General features: G+C 71.1%; 12 protein-coding genes. 8 read left to right on the forward strand and 4 right to left on the reverse strand.

What is annotated here, in order from left to right:
* Window positions 1–28: 28 nt before the first annotated feature.
* A complete protein-coding gene (locus ACFY0T_RS13615; RefSeq protein ID WP_388868643.1) occupies window positions 29–919 on the forward strand; it encodes a diacylglycerol kinase in 891 nt (296 codons plus the stop codon).
* A 40-nt stretch (window positions 920–959) separates the two neighbouring features.
* Window positions 960–3,839 carry a DEAD/DEAH box helicase gene (locus ACFY0T_RS13620; protein WP_388868646.1) on the forward strand — a complete coding sequence of 960 codons (2,880 nt, stop codon included), beginning with the start codon at window positions 960–962 and terminating at the stop codon, window positions 3,837–3,839.
* 399 nt (window positions 3,840–4,238) lie between these two features.
* Here the strand turns inward: ACFY0T_RS13620 and atzF are convergent, their stop codons facing one another.
* From atzF to ACFY0T_RS13640, 4 genes are all read right to left on the reverse strand, one after another.
* A complete protein-coding gene (gene atzF / locus ACFY0T_RS13625) occupies window positions 4,239–5,915 on the reverse strand; it encodes an allophanate hydrolase (protein WP_388868649.1) in 1,677 nt (558 codons plus the stop codon).
* A 149-nt stretch (window positions 5,916–6,064) separates the two neighbouring features.
* Window positions 6,065–9,589 (reverse strand): 5-oxoprolinase/urea amidolyase family protein, encoded by a 3,525-nt coding sequence (locus ACFY0T_RS13630; protein WP_388868652.1) that lies wholly within the window; start codon window positions 9,587–9,589, stop codon window positions 6,065–6,067.
* A complete protein-coding gene (locus ACFY0T_RS13635; protein WP_388868655.1) occupies window positions 9,586–10,206 on the reverse strand; it encodes an urea amidolyase associated protein UAAP2 in 621 nt (206 codons plus the stop codon). The genes ACFY0T_RS13630 and ACFY0T_RS13635 overlap by 4 nt, the downstream gene beginning before the upstream one ends.
* Complete coding sequence (locus ACFY0T_RS13640) at window positions 10,203–11,027, reverse strand: urea amidolyase associated protein UAAP1 (protein WP_388868658.1); 825 nt, start codon at window positions 11,025–11,027, stop codon at window positions 10,203–10,205. The genes ACFY0T_RS13635 and ACFY0T_RS13640 overlap by 4 nt, the downstream gene beginning before the upstream one ends.
* Before the next feature lie 211 nt (window positions 11,028–11,238).
* Here ACFY0T_RS13640 and ACFY0T_RS13645 point away from each other — a divergent pair, with 211 nt between their 5' ends.
* The 6 genes from ACFY0T_RS13645 to ACFY0T_RS13670 all read left to right on the forward strand — a co-directional run bounded on the left by ACFY0T_RS13645 (window position 11,239) and on the right by ACFY0T_RS13670 (window position 16,801).
* Complete coding sequence (locus ACFY0T_RS13645) at window positions 11,239–11,865, forward strand: TetR/AcrR family transcriptional regulator (protein ID WP_388868661.1); 627 nt, start codon at window positions 11,239–11,241, stop codon at window positions 11,863–11,865.
* A 353-nt stretch (window positions 11,866–12,218) separates the two neighbouring features.
* Entirely contained in the window at window positions 12,219–13,808 is a 1,590-nt protein-coding gene (locus ACFY0T_RS13650) for a sensor histidine kinase (RefSeq protein ID WP_388868664.1), read from the forward strand.
* A complete protein-coding gene (locus tag ACFY0T_RS13655) occupies window positions 13,805–14,212 on the forward strand; it encodes a roadblock/LC7 domain-containing protein (RefSeq protein ID WP_358817141.1) in 408 nt (135 codons plus the stop codon). The genes ACFY0T_RS13650 and ACFY0T_RS13655 overlap by 4 nt, the downstream gene beginning before the upstream one ends.
* Complete coding sequence (locus tag ACFY0T_RS13660) at window positions 14,209–14,631, forward strand: DUF742 domain-containing protein (protein ID WP_388868668.1); 423 nt, start codon at window positions 14,209–14,211, stop codon at window positions 14,629–14,631. Before ACFY0T_RS13655 ends, ACFY0T_RS13660 begins: the two co-directional genes overlap by 4 nt.
* Entirely contained in the window at window positions 14,612–15,235 is a 624-nt protein-coding gene (locus tag ACFY0T_RS13665) for an ATP/GTP-binding protein (protein WP_388868671.1), read from the forward strand. Before ACFY0T_RS13660 ends, ACFY0T_RS13665 begins: the two co-directional genes overlap by 20 nt.
* Window positions 15,236–15,331: 96 nt before the next feature.
* A complete protein-coding gene (locus ACFY0T_RS13670; protein WP_388868674.1) occupies window positions 15,332–16,801 on the forward strand; it encodes a cytochrome P450 in 1,470 nt (489 codons plus the stop codon).
* Window positions 16,802–17,198: the final 397 nt, after the last annotated feature.

Genomic DNA, 17,198 nt, shown 5'->3' on the forward strand with positions numbered 1-17,198 from the left:
AGCGCTCGGACCTCGTAGGGTCAGGGCCGTGACCAGCGAGATCACCCTCTTCGTCAATCCCACCGCGGGACGCGGCCGGGGCGCCCACGCGGCGCAGCCGGCCGCTTCGGCATTGCGGGCCGCGGGATTCTCCGTCCGAACGATCCTCGGGCAGAACGCGGAAGACGCTCTCACGCGCGCGCGTGCCGCTGTCGAGGGCGGCACCGGCGCCCTCATCGCCGTCGGCGGGGACGGCATGGCGAACCTGGCACTGCAGGCCGTCGCCGGAACCCGCACCCCGCTCGGCCTGGTCGCCGTCGGCACCGGGAACGACTTCGCGCGGGCCCTGGGCCTGCCCGTACGCGACCCCGCGGCCGCGGGACGGCAGATCGCCGCGTCCCTCAAGGGCGCGCGGCTGCGCGACGTCGACCTGGGACGCGTGGGCGACGCCTGGTTCGGCACCGTCCTCGCCTCCGGCTTCGACTCCCGGGTCAACGACCGCGGCAACCGCATGCGATGGCCCGCCGGGCGCTTCAAGTACGACCTCGCCATGCTCGCCGAACTGGCCGCCTTCACCCCCTTCCCGTACCGGATCACGCTGGACGGCGGCGAGGTTCAGGAGATCGAGGCGACGCTCGTGGCCGTGGGCAACGGATCGTCGTACGGCGGGGGCATGAGGATCTGCGCGGGCGCGGACGTGGAAGACGGGCTGTTCGACATCACGGTCGTCGGGGACTGCAGCCGTACGACGCTGCTCAGGGTGTTCCCGAAGGTCTACAAGGGGACCCACCTCGACCATCCCAAGGTCACCGTGCACCGGGCGGCGAAGGTCGAACTCGTCGCTGAGGGCATCACGGGGTACGCGGACGGTGAGCCGCTGGGGTCGTTGCCGCTGACCGCGCACTGCATACGGGCGGCGGTGCGGGTGGCGGTTCCCTGAGCTGCGGGGATCCCGCGTTTCACAGGTAAGGATCCGGATATTGATCGTCCTGTTGTCAGTGCGTCCCGGTAGTCTCGAAAGCACGATGACAGAGGACCTCTCACCGGCCGAGCGGTACGCGGCAGCACGCAGGCGCGCTGTCGAGCAGGCCACCGCGCTCGCCTCCTTCCGCGAGATGTACGACTTCGGCCTCGACCCCTACCAGATCGAGGCCTGTGAAGCTCTTGAAGGGGGCAAGGGCGTCCTTGTGGCCGCGCCCACCGGCTCGGGCAAGACGGTAGTCGGCGAGTTCGCCGTCCACCTCGCCCTCCAGCAGGGCAAGAAGTGCTTCTACACGACGCCGATCAAGGCGCTCTCGAACCAGAAGTACTCCGATCTGTGCCGCCGTTACGGCGCGGACAAGGTCGGCCTGCTCACCGGCGACAACAGCGTCAACTCCGAAGCCCCGGTGGTCGTGATGACCACCGAGGTGCTGCGCAACATGCTCTACGCGGGGTCGCAGACACTCCTAGGACTCGGCTATGTGGTCATGGACGAGGTGCACTACCTCTCCGACCGTTTCCGCGGCGCCGTCTGGGAGGAAGTGATCATCCACCTCCCCGAGTCGGTGACCCTGGTGTCGCTCTCGGCGACCGTGTCGAACGCGGAGGAATTCGGCGACTGGCTGGACACCGTGCGCGGTGACACCGAGGTGATCGTCTCCGAGCACCGGCCCGTGCCGCTGTTCCAGCACGTGCTGGCCGGGCGCCGGATGTACGACCTCTTCGAGGAGGGCGAGGGCCAGAAGAAGGCCGTCAACCCCGACCTCACGCGCATGGCGCGCATGGAGGCCAGCCGCCCCTCGTACCAGGACCGCAGACGCGGCCGCGCGATGCGCGATGCCGACCGCGAGCGTGAGCGCAGACAGCGCTCGCGCGTGTGGACACCGGGCCGCCCCGAGGTCATCGAGCGGCTCGACGCCGAAGGGCTGCTGCCCGCCATCACGTTCATCTTCAGCCGCGCCGCCTGCGAGGCCGCCGTCCAGCAGTGCCTGTACGCGGGCCTCAGGCTGAACGACGACGAGTCGCGGGCGAAGGTGCGCGAACTCGTCGAGGAGCGCACGGCCTCCATCCCGACCGAGGACCTGCATGTCCTGGGCTACTACGAGTGGCTGGAGGGCCTGGAGCGCGGCATCGCGGCCCACCACGCGGGCATGCTGCCGACCTTCAAGGAGGTCGTCGAGGAACTCTTCGTACGCGGCCTGGTCAAGGCCGTGTTCGCGACGGAGACCCTCGCGCTCGGTATCAACATGCCCGCCCGCTCGGTGGTGTTGGAGAAGCTCGTCAAGTGGAACGGCGAGCAGCACGCCGACATCACCCCCGGCGAGTACACCCAGCTGACCGGCCGCGCCGGGCGCCGCGGCATCGATGTCGAGGGCCACGCGGTCGTGCTGTGGCAGCGCGGCTTCAGCCCCGAGCACCTGGCGGGACTCGCGGGCACCCGTACGTATCCGCTGCGCTCCAGCTTCAAGCCGTCGTACAACATGGCGGTGAACCTGGTCGAGCAGTTCGGGCGGCACCGCTCGCGCGAACTCCTTGAGACGTCCTTCGCGCAGTTCCAGGCCGACAAGTCGGTCGTCGGGATCTCCCGGCAGGTGCAGCGCAACGAGGAAGGTCTTGAGGGCTACAAGGAGTCCATGACCTGCCACTTGGGCGACTTCGACGCGTACATGCGGCTGCGCCGCGAGCTCAAGGAGCGCGAGACCGAGCTGGCCAGGCAGGGAGCGTCGCAGCGTCTTGCCGAAGCGGCCGTCGCCCTGGAGAAGCTCAAGCCCGGCGATGTGATCCACGTTCCGACCGGAAAGTACGCCGGACTTGCCCTGGTGCTGGACCCCGGGCTGCCCGCGGGCCGGTCGAACGGCCACCGTGGCTTCGAGTACCACGACGGCCCGCGCCCGCTGGTGCTCACATCCGAGCGTCAGGTCAAGCGGCTGGCCTCGATGGACTTCCCGGTGCCGGTCGAAGCGCTGGACCGGATGCGGATCCCCAAGTCCTTCAACCCGCGCTCGCCGCAGTCGCGTCGCGACCTGGCGTCCGCGCTGCGCACCAAGGCCGGGCACATCGTCCCCGACCGGCACCGCAAGAGGCGGTCCGAGGCCGCCGACGACCGCGAGATCGCCCGGCTGCGCACGGCGATCCGGGCCCACCCCTGCCACGGGTGCAACGACCGTGAGGACCACGCCCGTTGGGCCGAGCGCTACCACCGGCTGCAGCGCGACACCACGCAGCTGGAGCGCCGCATCGAGGGCCGGACGAACACCATCGCGCGCACCTTCGACCGCATCGTCGCCCTCCTCACCGAGCTGGACTACCTGCGCGGCGACGAGGTCACCGAACACGGCAAGCGCCTCGCCCGGCTGTACGGCGAACTCGACCTGCTCGCCAGCGAATGCCTGCGCGCCGGAGTCTGGGAGGGCCTCGCCCCCGCCGAACTCGCCGCCTGCGTCTCGGCGTTGGTGTACGAGTCCCGGGTCGCCGACGACGCCATGGCACCGAAGGTGCCGTCCGGCAAGGCCAAGGCCGCGCTCGGCGAGATGGTGCGCATCTGGGGCCGGCTCGACGCCCTGGAGGAGGACTTCCGGATCACTCAGACCGAGGGCGTGGGCCAGCGCGAGCCGGATCTCGGCTTCGCCTGGGCCGCGCATGAGTGGGCTTCCGGCAAGGGCCTCGACGAGGTGCTGCGCGAGGCCGAGATGCCCGCCGGTGACTTCGTGCGCTGGTGCAAGCAGGTCATCGACGTACTGGGCCAGATCGCGGCCGCCGCGCCCGTCTCGGGCGGACACGGCTCCCACGGTTCCCACGGCTCGACGGTGGCGAAGAACGCGCGCAAGGCGGTTGATGGGCTGTTGCGTGGGGTCGTGGCGTACTCGTCTGTGGGGTGAGCCGAGCTCTCCTTGCAGGGGCTCTGTGGGGGCGGGTGGGGTGGTTGGGGTGGTTTTTCGCCCCCTCCGCCCCTTCCCGTCCCGTACCTGGGCCCGCGGCGGAGCCGCTGATGGATGCAGCGCCCCAGACCCCGCTCCTTACCTCCTCACGGACGAGGGGGATGACGTGGCGGCCGAAGTCGATGGCGTCGTCGAGGAGGGCTTGGGCCACGGTTTCCGGGGTGCCGACCTGGGCGGTCGAGTTGCCGGCGCCGCTGGCTTGCTGGCTGCTCAGCGCAGCCGCCGTGCCGCTCGGGCGGGGCGTCGCGGAACGGCTCAGCAGCGGTGGTTCGCAGATCCCGGGCAGGTGAGCGGAGCTGTCCGGGCCGGGTGTGCGGACTGCGATGGTCGCGGGAGCGGCTACAGCGTCGGCTGCGTGGAGCGCGCTCGGAGGTAATCGCGCCAGCCGCCGTACTCCGTGATGTCCTCGGCCCCTTCGAGCGCACCGGGCTCGCACAGGAACCCGGGTACGTGCGTGCCGTCGGCCAGCTCGACCCGGCCCAGTGTCATCGGCCGGGGCAGGTCGGCGAGCAGGCGCCCGAGGCCTTCGGCGGGCAGCCGCCACACCTCCGCCTCGACGGCTCTCCCGCCCGCCCCCACGTGGACCAGGCCCGGCTTGGGGGGAGTGGTGGACAGGGCGTGCAGGCGGTAGGCGGGCGCGGTCGTGGTCGTACGTTCCCACTCGGCTCCCAGGGAGAGGAGTTGGGGGTTGAGCGGCTGGCCGGACAGATGGGCACCGACCACGGCGATCCGCAGCCGCGGCTGGAGCAGCCGGGCGATGTGGGCGAGGCGTTCGTCGGTGAACGCGGGACCGAGCAGCATCACGCCGAAGGGCAGCCCGTCCACGGTGCCCCCGGGGACGGCGACCGAGGCCAGGTCGAAGAGGTTCGTGGAGTTGGTGAAGCGGCCCAGGCGGGCGTTGGCGCCCAGCGGGTCGGCGGCGACCTCGGCGAGCGTGGGATGGCCGGGCGTGGTCGGCAGCAACAGCGCGTCCGCGTCGCCGAGTTCGGCGAGCGCCCGGGCGCGGAGGTCGGCCAGCCGGTCCTGGTCCGCGTACAGCTGGTGGGCCGGGATGTCCCGGGCGCGGGTGATGATCCCGGCGACGGTCGGGTCGAGCCCCGCACCGCCCTCGGCGATCAACTTGTCGATAAAACTCCCCACGGCGGTATAGCGCTCGGCGACGAACGCGCCCTCGTAGAGCATCGCGGCGGCCTCGGTGAACGGGGTGAGGTCGATCGTGCGCACCTCGGCTCCGGCTGCCGCGAGGTGGCCCACGGCGGCCTCGTACGCCTCCGCCCAGCCCTCGTCAAGTTCACCGAGCTGCACTGTCGGCGGGACAGCGATGCGCCACGGGCCGGGGGCGCGCTGGGGGAGCGCCGGCAGGTCGCGGCCGGACGGGGACGTCATGTACGCGAGGGCCTGCTCGGCCTCCGGGAGCGTACGGGCGAGGACCGTCACGCAGTCGAGTGAGGCGCAGGCCGGGACGACGCCGGTCGTCGGCACCAGGCCGCGGGTCGGCTTCAGGCCGACGATGCCGTTGAAGGCGGCGGGGACGCGGCCCGAGCCGGCGGTGTCCGTGCCGAGGGCGAAGTCGACGATGCCGAGGGCTACGGCCACGGCCGATCCTGAGCTGGAGCCGCCGCTGACCCTGGCCGGGTCGAGGGCGTTGCGGACGGCGCCGTGGGGGGAACGGGTGCCGACCAGGCCGGTGGCGAACTGGTCCAGGTTCGTGGTGCCGAGGACGATCGCGCCGGCCGCGCGGAGGCGGGCGACTGCGGGGGCGTCGGCCTCCGGCGCGTACGCGTACGCCGGGCACCCGGCGGTGGTGGGCAGGCCGCGCACGTCGATGTTGCCCTTCGCGGCGAAGAGCTTGCCGGCGAGGGGGAGGCGCTCGCCGGCGGTGACGCGCTCGTCGATGGCGCGGGCTTCGTCCTCGACCTCCGCCTGGGGACGCAGGTCGATCCAGACCTCGGGGCGGTCTACGGCCTCGATGCGGGCGTATGCCCTGCGGGCTCGGGTGAGAGTGGGGGACGACATCGGTGCTCCTTGCCTGGGGTGGGTCGTCGACTGCGGACCGTGGGTGGTGTGTGCCCACCCGTTCCGCCCTGCGGAACGCCTGCCCACACACCACCAAGGGGGTTTCCAGGTGGCCTGCGGAACGGCTGCCCACACACCACCGGGTGGTTTCAGGGTTCTGTTGGACCCGCTGGCGCAAGTACCAGCAGTGCTGTGCCTGCCTCCACCTGGTCGCCCGGTTTCGCGAGGATCTCCTTCACTATGCCGTTCATCGGGGCGGGGACCCTGGACTCCATCTTCATGGCCTCCAGGGCGAGGAGGGGCTGGCCGGCGGTCACCTCGTCGCCCGGCCGGACATTTAGCTGCCATACGGATGCGGCGAATTCGGCCTCCACCAAGTGGCCGCCCTTCGGGACGGTCACCTCGGTCGCGGGAGCCGTCGGCGCGGACGCCGCCTCCGCCCGGGTGAACTCGCCCGCCGCCTCCCAGGCGTCCCGCTCCGCCGAGAAGGCGGCGCCCTGCCGGGACCGGAACTCCTCGATCGAGGCGGCGTTCTCGGTGAGGAAGGCCTCGTACTCGGCCAGTGAGAACTCGCCCTCCTCGATCCGCGGGACGAAGCGGCCCGAGACGATGTCCGCCCGCAGTTCCAACAGCTCCTCGGGCTCCACCGGATACCACTTGATGCGGTCGAAGAAGCGCAGCAGCCACGGCGAGCCGGGCTCGAACGCGCCGCGCTGCTGCCAGCCCGACCACACCTGGGTCGTACGGCCGACGAACTGGTAGCCGCCGGGGCCCTCCATACCGTAGATGCAGAGGTACGCGCCGCCGATGCCGACCGAGTTCTCGGCGGTCCAGGTGCGCGCCGGGTTGTACTTCGTCGTCACCAGGCGGTGGCGCGGGTCCAGCGGTGTGGCCACCGGGGCGCCCAGGTACACGTCGCCCAGGCCCAGAACGAGGTACTCCGCGTCGAAGACCGTGCGGTACACGTCCTCCACCGAGTCCAGGCCGTTCACCCGGCGGATGAACTCGATGTTCCACGGGCACCAGGGCGCGTCGTCGCGGACGCCCGCCATGTAGCGGGCGATCGCCTCGCGGGTGGCCGGGTCGTCCCAGGAGAGCGGGAGGTGGACCGTGCGGGAGGGGACCACCAACTGGTCGGAAGGGGGGAGCGCCGCGGCGATCTCCCTGACCGTGGCGAGGAGTTCGCGCTGCTCCAGCCTGTGCGGGTCGGCCTGGATCTGCAGCGAACGGATCCCCGGGGTGAGATCCGTGACGCCGTCCGGCGCGGCCTCGGCGACCGCCTCCATCAGCGCGTGGACGCGCATCCGCAGCGCCAGGTCGAGCTGCATGGGCCCGAACTCGACCAGCAGGTTGTCGTCGCCGCTGCGGCGGAAGGTCACATCGCCGTCCCGGGCGAGCACCCCGCCGTCCACGATCGCGGCCCGCGCCGAGCCGTCGTCGGCGAGCGGGGTGAAGCGCACCGTGTCGCCCGGGCGGAACTGCCCGAGCTTCCAGCGCTCGGTGCTGATGACTGTCGCCGGGCAGACGAAGCCGCCGAGCGAGGGGCCGTCCGGGCCGAGCAGTACCGGCATGTCGCCCGTGTAGTCGACCGCGCCCACCGAGTAGGGCGTGTCGTGGATGTTGGACGGGTGCAGGCCCGCCTCGCCGCCGTCCGTACGCGCCCAGCGAGGCTTCGGCCCGATCAGCCGCACACCCGTGCGCGCCGAGTTGAAGTGGACCTTCCAGTCGGCGGCGTAGAAGTCGTGGATGTCGTCCTCGGTGAAGAACTCGGGTGCCGCGTGCGGGCCTTCGAGGGCGCCGACGTGCCACCGCGAGCCGAAGACCGGCCGGTCGGCGATCGCCACGGGAGTACCGGAGGCGACCGACCCCCCGTGCAGCACATCCCCGGTCCGCAGCGTCCGCCCTCCGTGCCCGCCGAACCGGCCCAGCGTGAAGGTGGCCGCGCTGCCCAGGAACGCCGGCACGTCCAGGCCGCCGCCCGCGAACAGCACATACGTCCGCAAGCCATGCTCGGCGGGGGCGCCCACCTCCAGCACCGCCCCCGCCGGAACCGTCACCGGCTCCCACTGCGCGACCGCGGCGCCGTCCACCGAGACCGGCGCGGGCGCACCCGTGACGCACACCGTGGTGGCATGGGTGAACCGCAACGTCGGTCCCTGCAAGGTGCATTCGAGTCCCGGCGCGCCCTCCTGGTTGCCGAGCGCGCGGTTGCCGAGGCGGAACGACAGGTCGTCCATCGGGCCGCACGGTGGCACGCCCACCTGCCAGTAGCCGGTGCGGCCCGGCCAGTCCTGGACGGTGGTGAGGGTCCCGCCGGCGACGACCTCGATACGCGGTGTCGGGTCGGTGACCTGCGCGAGTGTCGCCGTGGAGTGCACCGCTGCCCGGAAGTCGTCGGAGCCGAGCGCCGCCCGCACCAGCCCCAGGTTCGTCTCGATGCCGTCGACCCGGGTCCTGGCCAGCGCCTCGTCGAGACGTTCGAGTGCGTGCGCCCGGTCCGGGCCGTAGGCGATGACCTTCGCGAGCATCGGGTCGTACGACGTGGTCACCTCGGTGCCCGTCTCGACCCAGCCGTCCACGCGGACACCTCCGGGGAACTCGACCCGCGTCAACAGGCCCGCGCTCGGCCGGTGTTCGCGCGAGGGATCCTCGGCGTACACGCGGGCCTCGACGGCGTGTCCGCGGGGCGCCCCCGGATCCCGTACGACATCCGATTCCCCGCGTGCCAGCCGCAGCATCCAGGCGACGAGGTCGACCCCGTAGATCTCCTCGGTGACCGGATGCTCCACCTGGAGACGGGTGTTGACCTCCAGGAAGTACGCCTCCTCGCGCGCCGCGTCGTAGACGAACTCGACGGTTCCGGCCGAACGGTAGTCCACGGAGGCGCACAAGTCGCGGGCCGAGGAGGCGAGTTGATCGCGCACGCGTGAGGGCAGTCCGGGGGCCGGGGCCTCCTCCAGCACCTTCTGGTTGCGGCGCTGGAGCGAGCAGTCGCGGTCGCCGAAGGTGACCACGCGGCCCCGGCCGTCGCCGAAGACCTGCACCTCGACATGGCGGGCATGCTCGACAAGGCGCTCCAGGAAGACCCCCGCCGAGGAGAAGGAGGCCGCGGCGACGCGCTGCACCCGCTCCCAGGCCTCGGTCAACTCATCGGCTGATCGACATGCCGACATACCGATGCCGCCGCCACCGCCGGTGGCCTTGAGCATGACGGGATAGCCGATACGGGAGGCCGCTTCGAGCGCTTCCTCGACGGTGGCCAGCAGACCCGTACCCGGCGCCAGTGGCACTCCCGCCGCCTCCGCCGCCGCCCGCGCCGTGTGCTTCGCGCCGAACAGCTCCAGCTGCTGCGGCGTCGGCCCCACGAACACGATCCCGGCGTCCTCGCAGCGCCGCGCGAACGCCGCGTCCTCGGACAGGAAGCCGTAGCCCGGGTGGATCGCCCCGGCGCCGGTGTCCTTGGCCGCCTTGAGGACGAGGTCGGCGTCGAGGTACGACTCCTTGGCGGGCGCCGGGCCCAGCCGTACCGCCTCGTCGGCGAGCCGGACGTGGGGTGCGGAGCGGTCGGGGTCGGAGTACACGGCGACCGTGCGCAGGCCGAGTTCGCGGGCCGTGCGGATGATCCGTACCGCGATCTCGCCCCGGTTGGCGACCAGCAGCGTGTCGAAGCTCATGCGCCCGCCCCGCGGATGGTCATCTCGACCGCCGTCGGTTCGAAGCCGTTGCAGGGGTTGTTGATCTGCGGGCAGTTGGAGACCAGCACGAGCACATCGCGCTCGGCGCGCAGCGTCAGCTTCAGCCCCGGGGCCGAGATGCCGTCGACGATGCCGAGGGTGCCGTCCTTCTCGACCGGCACGTTCATGTACCAGTTGATGTTCGAGACGAGATCCCGCTTGCCGAGGCCGTACTTGGCGCCCTCCGCTAGGAAGTTGTCCACGCAGGCGTGCTGGGACCAGGTGTGGTGCCCGTACCGCAGCGTGTTCGACTCCTTGGAGCAGGCGCCGCCGACCGTGTCGTGCCGGCCGACCTCGTCCTCCAGGACGGTCATCAGCGGGGTGTGCTCGTTCGACATCAGCACGCTGCCCGTGGTCAGGAAGAGGTTGCCCTGCGCGTGGATGGTGTCGGGCGCGCTGTAGCGGACGGACGTGTCGTGGGCGTCGTACACCAGGAAGTCGACGGCCTGGTTGCCGTGCAGATCGGTGAGCGTGAGCGTCTCGCCGGCGCGGACGACGGCCGACCAGGCGGCGCGGGCGGGTACGACAGTCGTGCTCGTGCTGGTGGTCGTGCTCATGCGATCCCCCTCGCGGCAAGGAATTCCGCGGTGTTCAGGAAGGCGCGGCGGCCCTCGGGCGTGGCCTCCCACAGCGGGTCGCCCGGCTTGGTCGCCTCCGCGCGCCAGGCGAGCACCTCCAGCGGGGTGCTCACGTATTCCGGGCGGGGATCGGCCGGATGCGGCACGTTCGCGATCAGTACGGTGACGTCCTGCTCGGCGCGGAGGGTCACGCTGCCGCCGGGCCCGGCCGAGCCGGTGAAGTCCAGCGAACCGTCGTCACGGACCTCCACGCCCTGGAAGAAGGAGAGCGAGGGCGGCAGATCACGTGGCTCGAGCCCGTTCTTGGCGGCGGCCAGCTTGAACAGCTCGCGTCCGGCGGGGGAGGGGGACTGCGGCGTCCCGTCCCCGTACCGCTCCGTGTTGCGTACGAGCGTGGAGGTGCCGCACAGCGCGTCGTGCCGACCGGAGGTGTCGACGACCACCGAGGCCAGCACCCGGCCCTGATCGGAGAGGAGCAGCTGCCCCTCGCCCAGGTACGCGTTCCACTGGACCTTGACCGTGTCCGCCACGTTCAGGCGCTCCCACGGGCGGTCGGCGACATACAGCAGGAGGTGCGCGCAGCCGTCGCCGCGCAGATCGGTCAGCCGCAGCTCGGTGCCGCGGGCCAGCACCCGGTGCGTGTAGTTCCCGCCCGCCACCGTCTCCGCCCACACCAGGTGGCCCGCTTCGCAGGGCGGCGCCGGCCAGGCGCCGGCGGGGACGACGGGCATGGCCTCCGCGCGGGTGCCGTCCTGTGCGCGGGCGTGGTCGCGCGCTCCGTATGTCGTCGCTGTCGCCATCGCGGGCCTCCGGCTCACCTCGGCTGGGTCATTTCTGTCGCCCGACAGAAATTAGGCGCGGGTCGGGTCGATGCCGTATCCCGAGCGTTGCCGTCGGGTTACCGATCCCTCACGCAGGGGTGCCCTCACAGGGGCGCGGGGCTGTGGGAACGTGCGGCTCCGCCGCGTGGGCGCGACCAGCCACGGACGGCCCGCAGCTAGGATCGAACACATGGCAACCAGCGGTGGACGACGCGTCGGCAGACCACGCGCGTCGCAGCGGCCCGACAGCGGGCTCTCCCCCCGCACCGAACTGCTCGACGCCGCCGCGGAGTTGTTCACCACACGGGGATACGCCGCCACGACCACCCGTGCCGTCGCCGAGCGGGCCGGTATGCGCCAGGCGTCCATGTACCACTACGTCTCCGGCAAGGAGGAGCTGCTCGCCGAGCTCCTGGAGTCCACGGTCACACCCTCCCTGGCCTTCGCCCGTGAGCTCCTCGCGGACGACACGACCCCGCCCGAGCGCCGGCTGTGGGAGCTGTGCCGCACGGACGTGGAACTGCTCTGCGGCGGCCCGCACAATCTCGGCGGGCTCTATCTGCTGCCCGAGGTGCGCACCGAACGCTTCGCCGGCTTCCATGCCGTACGGACCGAACTCAAGGACACCTACCGGCAGTTGCTCGCCGCGACGGCGGCCGGCGGCGCGCTCGCCAAGAGTGAGCTGGATCTGCGGACGGATCTGCTGTTCGGGCTGATCGAGGGAGTCATCCTCGTGCACCGCTCGGATCCGGAACGGCCCGTGTCGGCGTTCGCCGAGGCGACGGCGGACGCGGCGCTGCGGATCGCCGGCATCTGAGCTGGGCCTGAGCCGGATCTGAGCCGGGCCGGAGCTGGGCCCGAGCCGGGGTCTCCCAGGGTTTTCACCCATCCGGGGTGCCGTTCTCGTATGCCCGTACGCCATCACGCACCGTGTGCGAACCAAGCCTCAGCGTGTAAATGGAGCCGAGAGTACTCCTGTCCCGCGAGCGATTTCAGGTGCTTGCTGAATATGACACAGCGATGATCCGGTCGGACTAAGCTCGCCCGCAGCGCACCGAGTTGAGGTGTATTCGTGCGCTTGTTCCCAAAAGTTCCGAAGATTCAGTTTGACCATGCGGTTTCCCCCCAAATCTTCCCCGACCCCCAGCCGATTTGTCTTAGAGGGCATACATGGTGAGTGTTCAATCGCCCCCCGGTGGCCGTGAACTTCCCTACGCGCGCGTGCTGTTGCTGCCGGCCATACTGATGGCCGCGGCGACCGGAGCCGCCGTCGCCGTTGTGACGGACCCGGCCCGGGCCGCCGTCGGCTGGTGCGGCGGCATCGCGACGCTCCTGGTCGTCGCGATCGGCGCCGAAGCCGTACGCCGCGGTCGCATCGCCCGCGACCTGCGCGCCGAATTCGCGCAGCGCACCGCCTCCCTGGAACAGCGCATCGCCGCCCAGGACCAGGAGATCGTGAACCTCACCGAGGACGTCCTGCCGCACGCGCTCGACCGGCTGCACAGCGGCGATTCCCCCGCAGAGGTGATTCGCACCCTCGATCACGGCATCCCGGAGTACCGCGGAATCCCCGAGTCGCAGCGCGAGCTGCTGAAGAGACTGCTCAAGATCGTCGACACCGAGGAGTCGATGCGCGACGCCGCGCAGCGCTCCTTCGTCAACATCGCCCGGCGCGTCCAGGCGATCGTCCACCAGCAGAACAACGAACTGCGCGAGATGGAGGAGGACCACGGGCGCAACCCCGAGGTCTTCGACGACCTCCTGCGCATCGACCACGGCACCGCGCTGATCGGCCGTCTCGCCGACTCCATCGCGGTGCTCGGCGGCGGCCGTCCCGGACGCCAATGGCCCAACCCCGTATCGCTGTTCAGCGTGTTGCGTGGCGCGATGTCCCGGATCCTCGAGTACCGCCGCATCGAGCTGCACAACGTCGTCGATGTCAACGTCAACGGGGTATCCGTCGAACCGCTCATCCACGCCCTGGCCGAGCTCCTCGACAACGCCACGCGCTACTCGCCGCCGCACACCAAGGTGCACGTCACCGCCATCGAGGTGCAGACCGGCGTCGCCATCGAGATCGAGGACGGCGGCGTCAGCCTCAGCGACGAAGCCCGCGGAAAGATCGAGGAGCTGCTCCGACTGGCCGCGGCCGGCGTCGACCCGAACGTGATGGGCCAGGCTCCGCGGCTCGGCATGGCGGTTGTCGGACGACTCGCGCAGATGTACAACATGCAGATCTCGCTGCGGCAGTCCGCGTACGGCGGCGTCCGCGCCGTCCTCGTCGCGCCCCGCGACATGTTCACCACCGACCCGGCCCCCGGTCTCGCGCACGGCATCGGCGCGAGCGCCGCAGCGGGCATCGACAACGACGGAGTCGAGGGCCCGGCGCGCAAGCCCAAGAAGCGCCGCCCGACCACGGGACCGCGCATCCCGTCCCCCATGGGCTCCATGGAGGACGACGTCCCCACGGTCACCGAATGGACGGCCAACGGGCTTCCGCAGCGCCGCAGCCGGGTCAAGATCCCGCTCAGCCAGCGGTACGCCGAGGCCGCCCGGGCCGAGGCGGAGGCCGCCGAGGCCAAGGCCGCAGCGGCCGCCTCGTGGGCACCCGAGCCCGTCCCGGAGGAGAAGGAGCCCGAACCGGGGCTGTGGGTCGAGGCGTTCATGAATGGACTCAAGGGTGACCCGGACCCGACCGCATTCACCAGGAACAACGAGCCGGCCCCTGTCGAGGCCGACGACGAGGGGGACCTCAAGTGATCCAGCAGCGAGCCAACTTCGACTGGATGCTCAAGGAGCTCGCCGACGGCGTACCGGGCATCCAGCAGATCGTGGTGCTCTCCGCCGACGGACTGCGCATCGCCCGCTACGGCGGTGACCCGGACGCGGCCGACCGTGTCGCCGCGGCCTGCGCGGGCCTGCAGAGCCTGGCCGGAGCCGTCGCGGGCGAGATCCCCAACAGCGACGGCCGGATGCGCATGGTCATCATCGAGATCAACGGAGGCTATTTCTACCTGATGTCGGCGGGGCCCAACGCCTATCTCGCGGTGCTCGCCAACCAGACCGCGGAGCCGGGTCTGATGAGCAACCGCATGCGTGACCTCGTCGTACGGATCGGCGCCCATCTGACGAGTCCGCCCCGGCGCAACGGGCAGACCGTATGACTCCTCCGCAACGCCAGCGGCGCTACCCCAAGGAAGAGCCTCCGGAGCCCCCCACAGCGGGTCCTGCCCCGGCGGGCCAGGACGACCCGAGGGATCCCGGGCGCCTGTATGTCCTTACAGGCGGAGGCGAGGGCGGCGACCGGGCCGACATCGACCTGGTCACGTTAATCGTGGCGCGCGCCGACGTGCCGCCGCCCGCGACCCAGCCGGAGCAGTCGGCGCTGCTGCGGCTCTGCAAGGCCCCTCTGTCCGTGGCCGAGATCTCGGCCTATCTCAACCTGCCGTTCAGCGTGGTGACCGTCCTGCTCACCGAGCTGCTGACGGCCGAACTGGTACAGGCGCGCGCCCCGATCGTCCGTCAGGCGCTCCCCGACCGTTCCCTCCTCGAAGCGGTGATGCATGGACTTCAAAAGCTCTGACACCATCACGGGCCCTCGCGCCGAGGACCATCTGCCGCACACCACACAGGCGGCAGTGAAGATCGTGATCGTGGGCGGCTTCGGGGTCGGCAAGACGACCATGGTGGGCTCCGTCAGCGAGATCAGGCCGCTGACCACCGAGGAGACCATGACGCAGGCCGGCATCGGAGTCGACGACAACTACGGCTCCGAGACCAAGACGGCCACCACCGTCGCCATGGACTTCGGCCGTATCTCCATCACGGAACAACTGGTGCTCTATCTGTTCGGCACACCCGGGCAGGAGCGCTTCTGGTTCCTGTGGAACGGCCTCTTCGAGGGCGCGCTCGGCGCGGTCGTGCTGATCGACACCCGCCGTCTGGAGGTCAGCTTCGACGTGATCGGCCGCCTGGAGGAGCGCGGCGTGCCGTTCGTCATCGCCATAAACGACTTCCCGGACGCGCCCCGCTATCCCATCGAGGACCTGCGGACCGCGCTCGACCTGTCCGAGGACATCCCGATCGTGAAGTGCGACGCGCGCCGCAGGGCCTCCAGCCGGGACGTCCTGATGACGCTGATGCGCTTCCTGCACTCGCTGGCCATGACCTCCTCGGCGCGCACCTGAAGCCCGAACCCCGTACCGACAGCAGCACACGTACGCCACACCCGAACCCCCCAACTCCCCATAAGACGGATCCATTTCAGTTCCGGAGCGATCACCGTGACGTCTGAATCCCACTCCCCGACCGGTACGGACGACCCCACGCTCGGCCCGCCGCCCGGCTGCCCCGCCCATGGCCTTGGTCCCGGCGGGCTGCGCCGGCTGTACGGGCCCGAGGCGGAGGACCTGGGAGCCCTGTACGAGAAACTCCGCGCCGAACACGGCGCCGTCGCCCCCGCGCTGCTCCACGACGACGTGCCGATCTGGCTGGTGCTCGGCCACGGCGAGAACCTGCACATGGTGAGCAATCCCTCGCACTTCGCGCGCGACAGCCGCCTGTGGACCGCCGTCCAGGACGGCACCGTGGCGCCCGACAACCCGCTGATGCCCCTCATCGCCTGGCAGCCCATCTGCTCCCACGCCGAGGGCGACGAGCACCTGCGGCTGCGCGGGGCGGTGACCGGTGCCATGTCGACCATCGACTTCCGCAGCCTGCGGCGCCACATCAACCGCGCCACGCAGCGCCTCGTGAACCAGTTCTGCGAGCTCGGCAAGGCCGACCTGGTCGGCCAGTTCGCCGAGCACCTGCCGATGTCCGTGCTGTGCGAGATCCTCGGTATGCCCGAGGACTACAACGACCGCATGGTGCACGCCGCGCGCGACCTGCTCAAGGGCACCGAGACCGCGATCGCCAGCAACGAGTACGTCATGGGTGTGCTGACGCAGCTCACCATCCGGCGCCGCGCCCAGCCCGAGGAGGACTTCACCAGCCACCTCATCAACCACCCTGCCGGGCTCACCGACGACGAGGTCGCCCAGCATCTGCGCCTCGTCCTGCTCGCCGCGTACGAGGCCACGGCCAACCTCATCGCCAACGTGCTGCGCGTGGTGCTCACCGACCCGCGCTTCCGCGCCCAGCTGAACGGCGGCCAGATGACGGTGCCCGAGGCGGTCGAGCAGTCCCTGTGGGACGAGCCGCCCTTCAGCGCCGTCCTCGGCTACTTCGCCAAGCAGGAGACGGAGTTGGGCGGCCGGCGTATCCGCAAGGGCGACGGACTGCTCTTCGCGATCGCGCCGGGCAACGTCGACCCGCGCGTCCGCCCCGACCTCGCAGCCAATATGCAGGGCAACCGCTCCCACCTCGCCTTCGGCGGCGGTCCGCACGAGTGCCCGGGCCAGGACATCGGCCGCGCCATCGCCGACGTCGGCGTCGACGCGCTGCTGCTGCGCCTGCCGGACGTCGAACTCGACTGCGAGGAGCGCGAGTTGCGCTGGCGGGAATCGCTGTCCTCACGCCACCTGGTGGAGCTGCCGGTGCAGTTCGCGCCGAAGCCGCCGCAGGACGTGCTGCAGCGTCCCGCCGTCAACGCGGTGCCGCGCCAGCAGCCGAACTGGCAGGTCACGACCGAGAACCCGGCGCCGGCCGCGCCCGCCTCGCAGCCGGTGGCCCCGCAGCCCGCGCCGGCCGCGGAGCCCGCCCACCGCCTCGGCGCCTGGCAGCGCTTCCTGCGCTGGTGGCGCGGTTACTGAGAGGCGACCGGAGGAAGGCTGCGGTGAGAGCCGCTCCAGCGTGGCGGCCCTAGCGTGGCCGCCGCGGTCCGGCGGTCGCACGATGGCGGCTGGGCGAGGGCTGCTGTGCGGGCCGCGCCAGCGAGGCGGCCTCAGCGTGCCCGCTTCAGCGTGGCCGCCGTGGTCCGGCGGCCGTACGGTGTCTTCGCGTTGCGGGACGCCTGCGCCGTTGCGGGGCGCTTACGCGTCGTAGGACGCGCGCCTGGCAGCGCTTCCTGCGCTGGTGGCGCGGTTGCTGAGAGGCGACCGGGTGAGGGCTGCGGTGGGGCCGCTCCAGCGTGGCGGCTCTGGCGTGGCCGCCTCAGCGCGGTCGCATCAGCGTGGCCGCCGTGGTCCGGCGGTCGCAGGGTGCGTACGC

The sequence above is a fragment of the Streptomyces sp. NPDC001530 genome (assembly GCF_042894545.1).
In the GTDB taxonomy this organism is placed as follows: Bacteria; Actinomycetota; Actinomycetes; order Streptomycetales; family Streptomycetaceae; genus Streptomyces.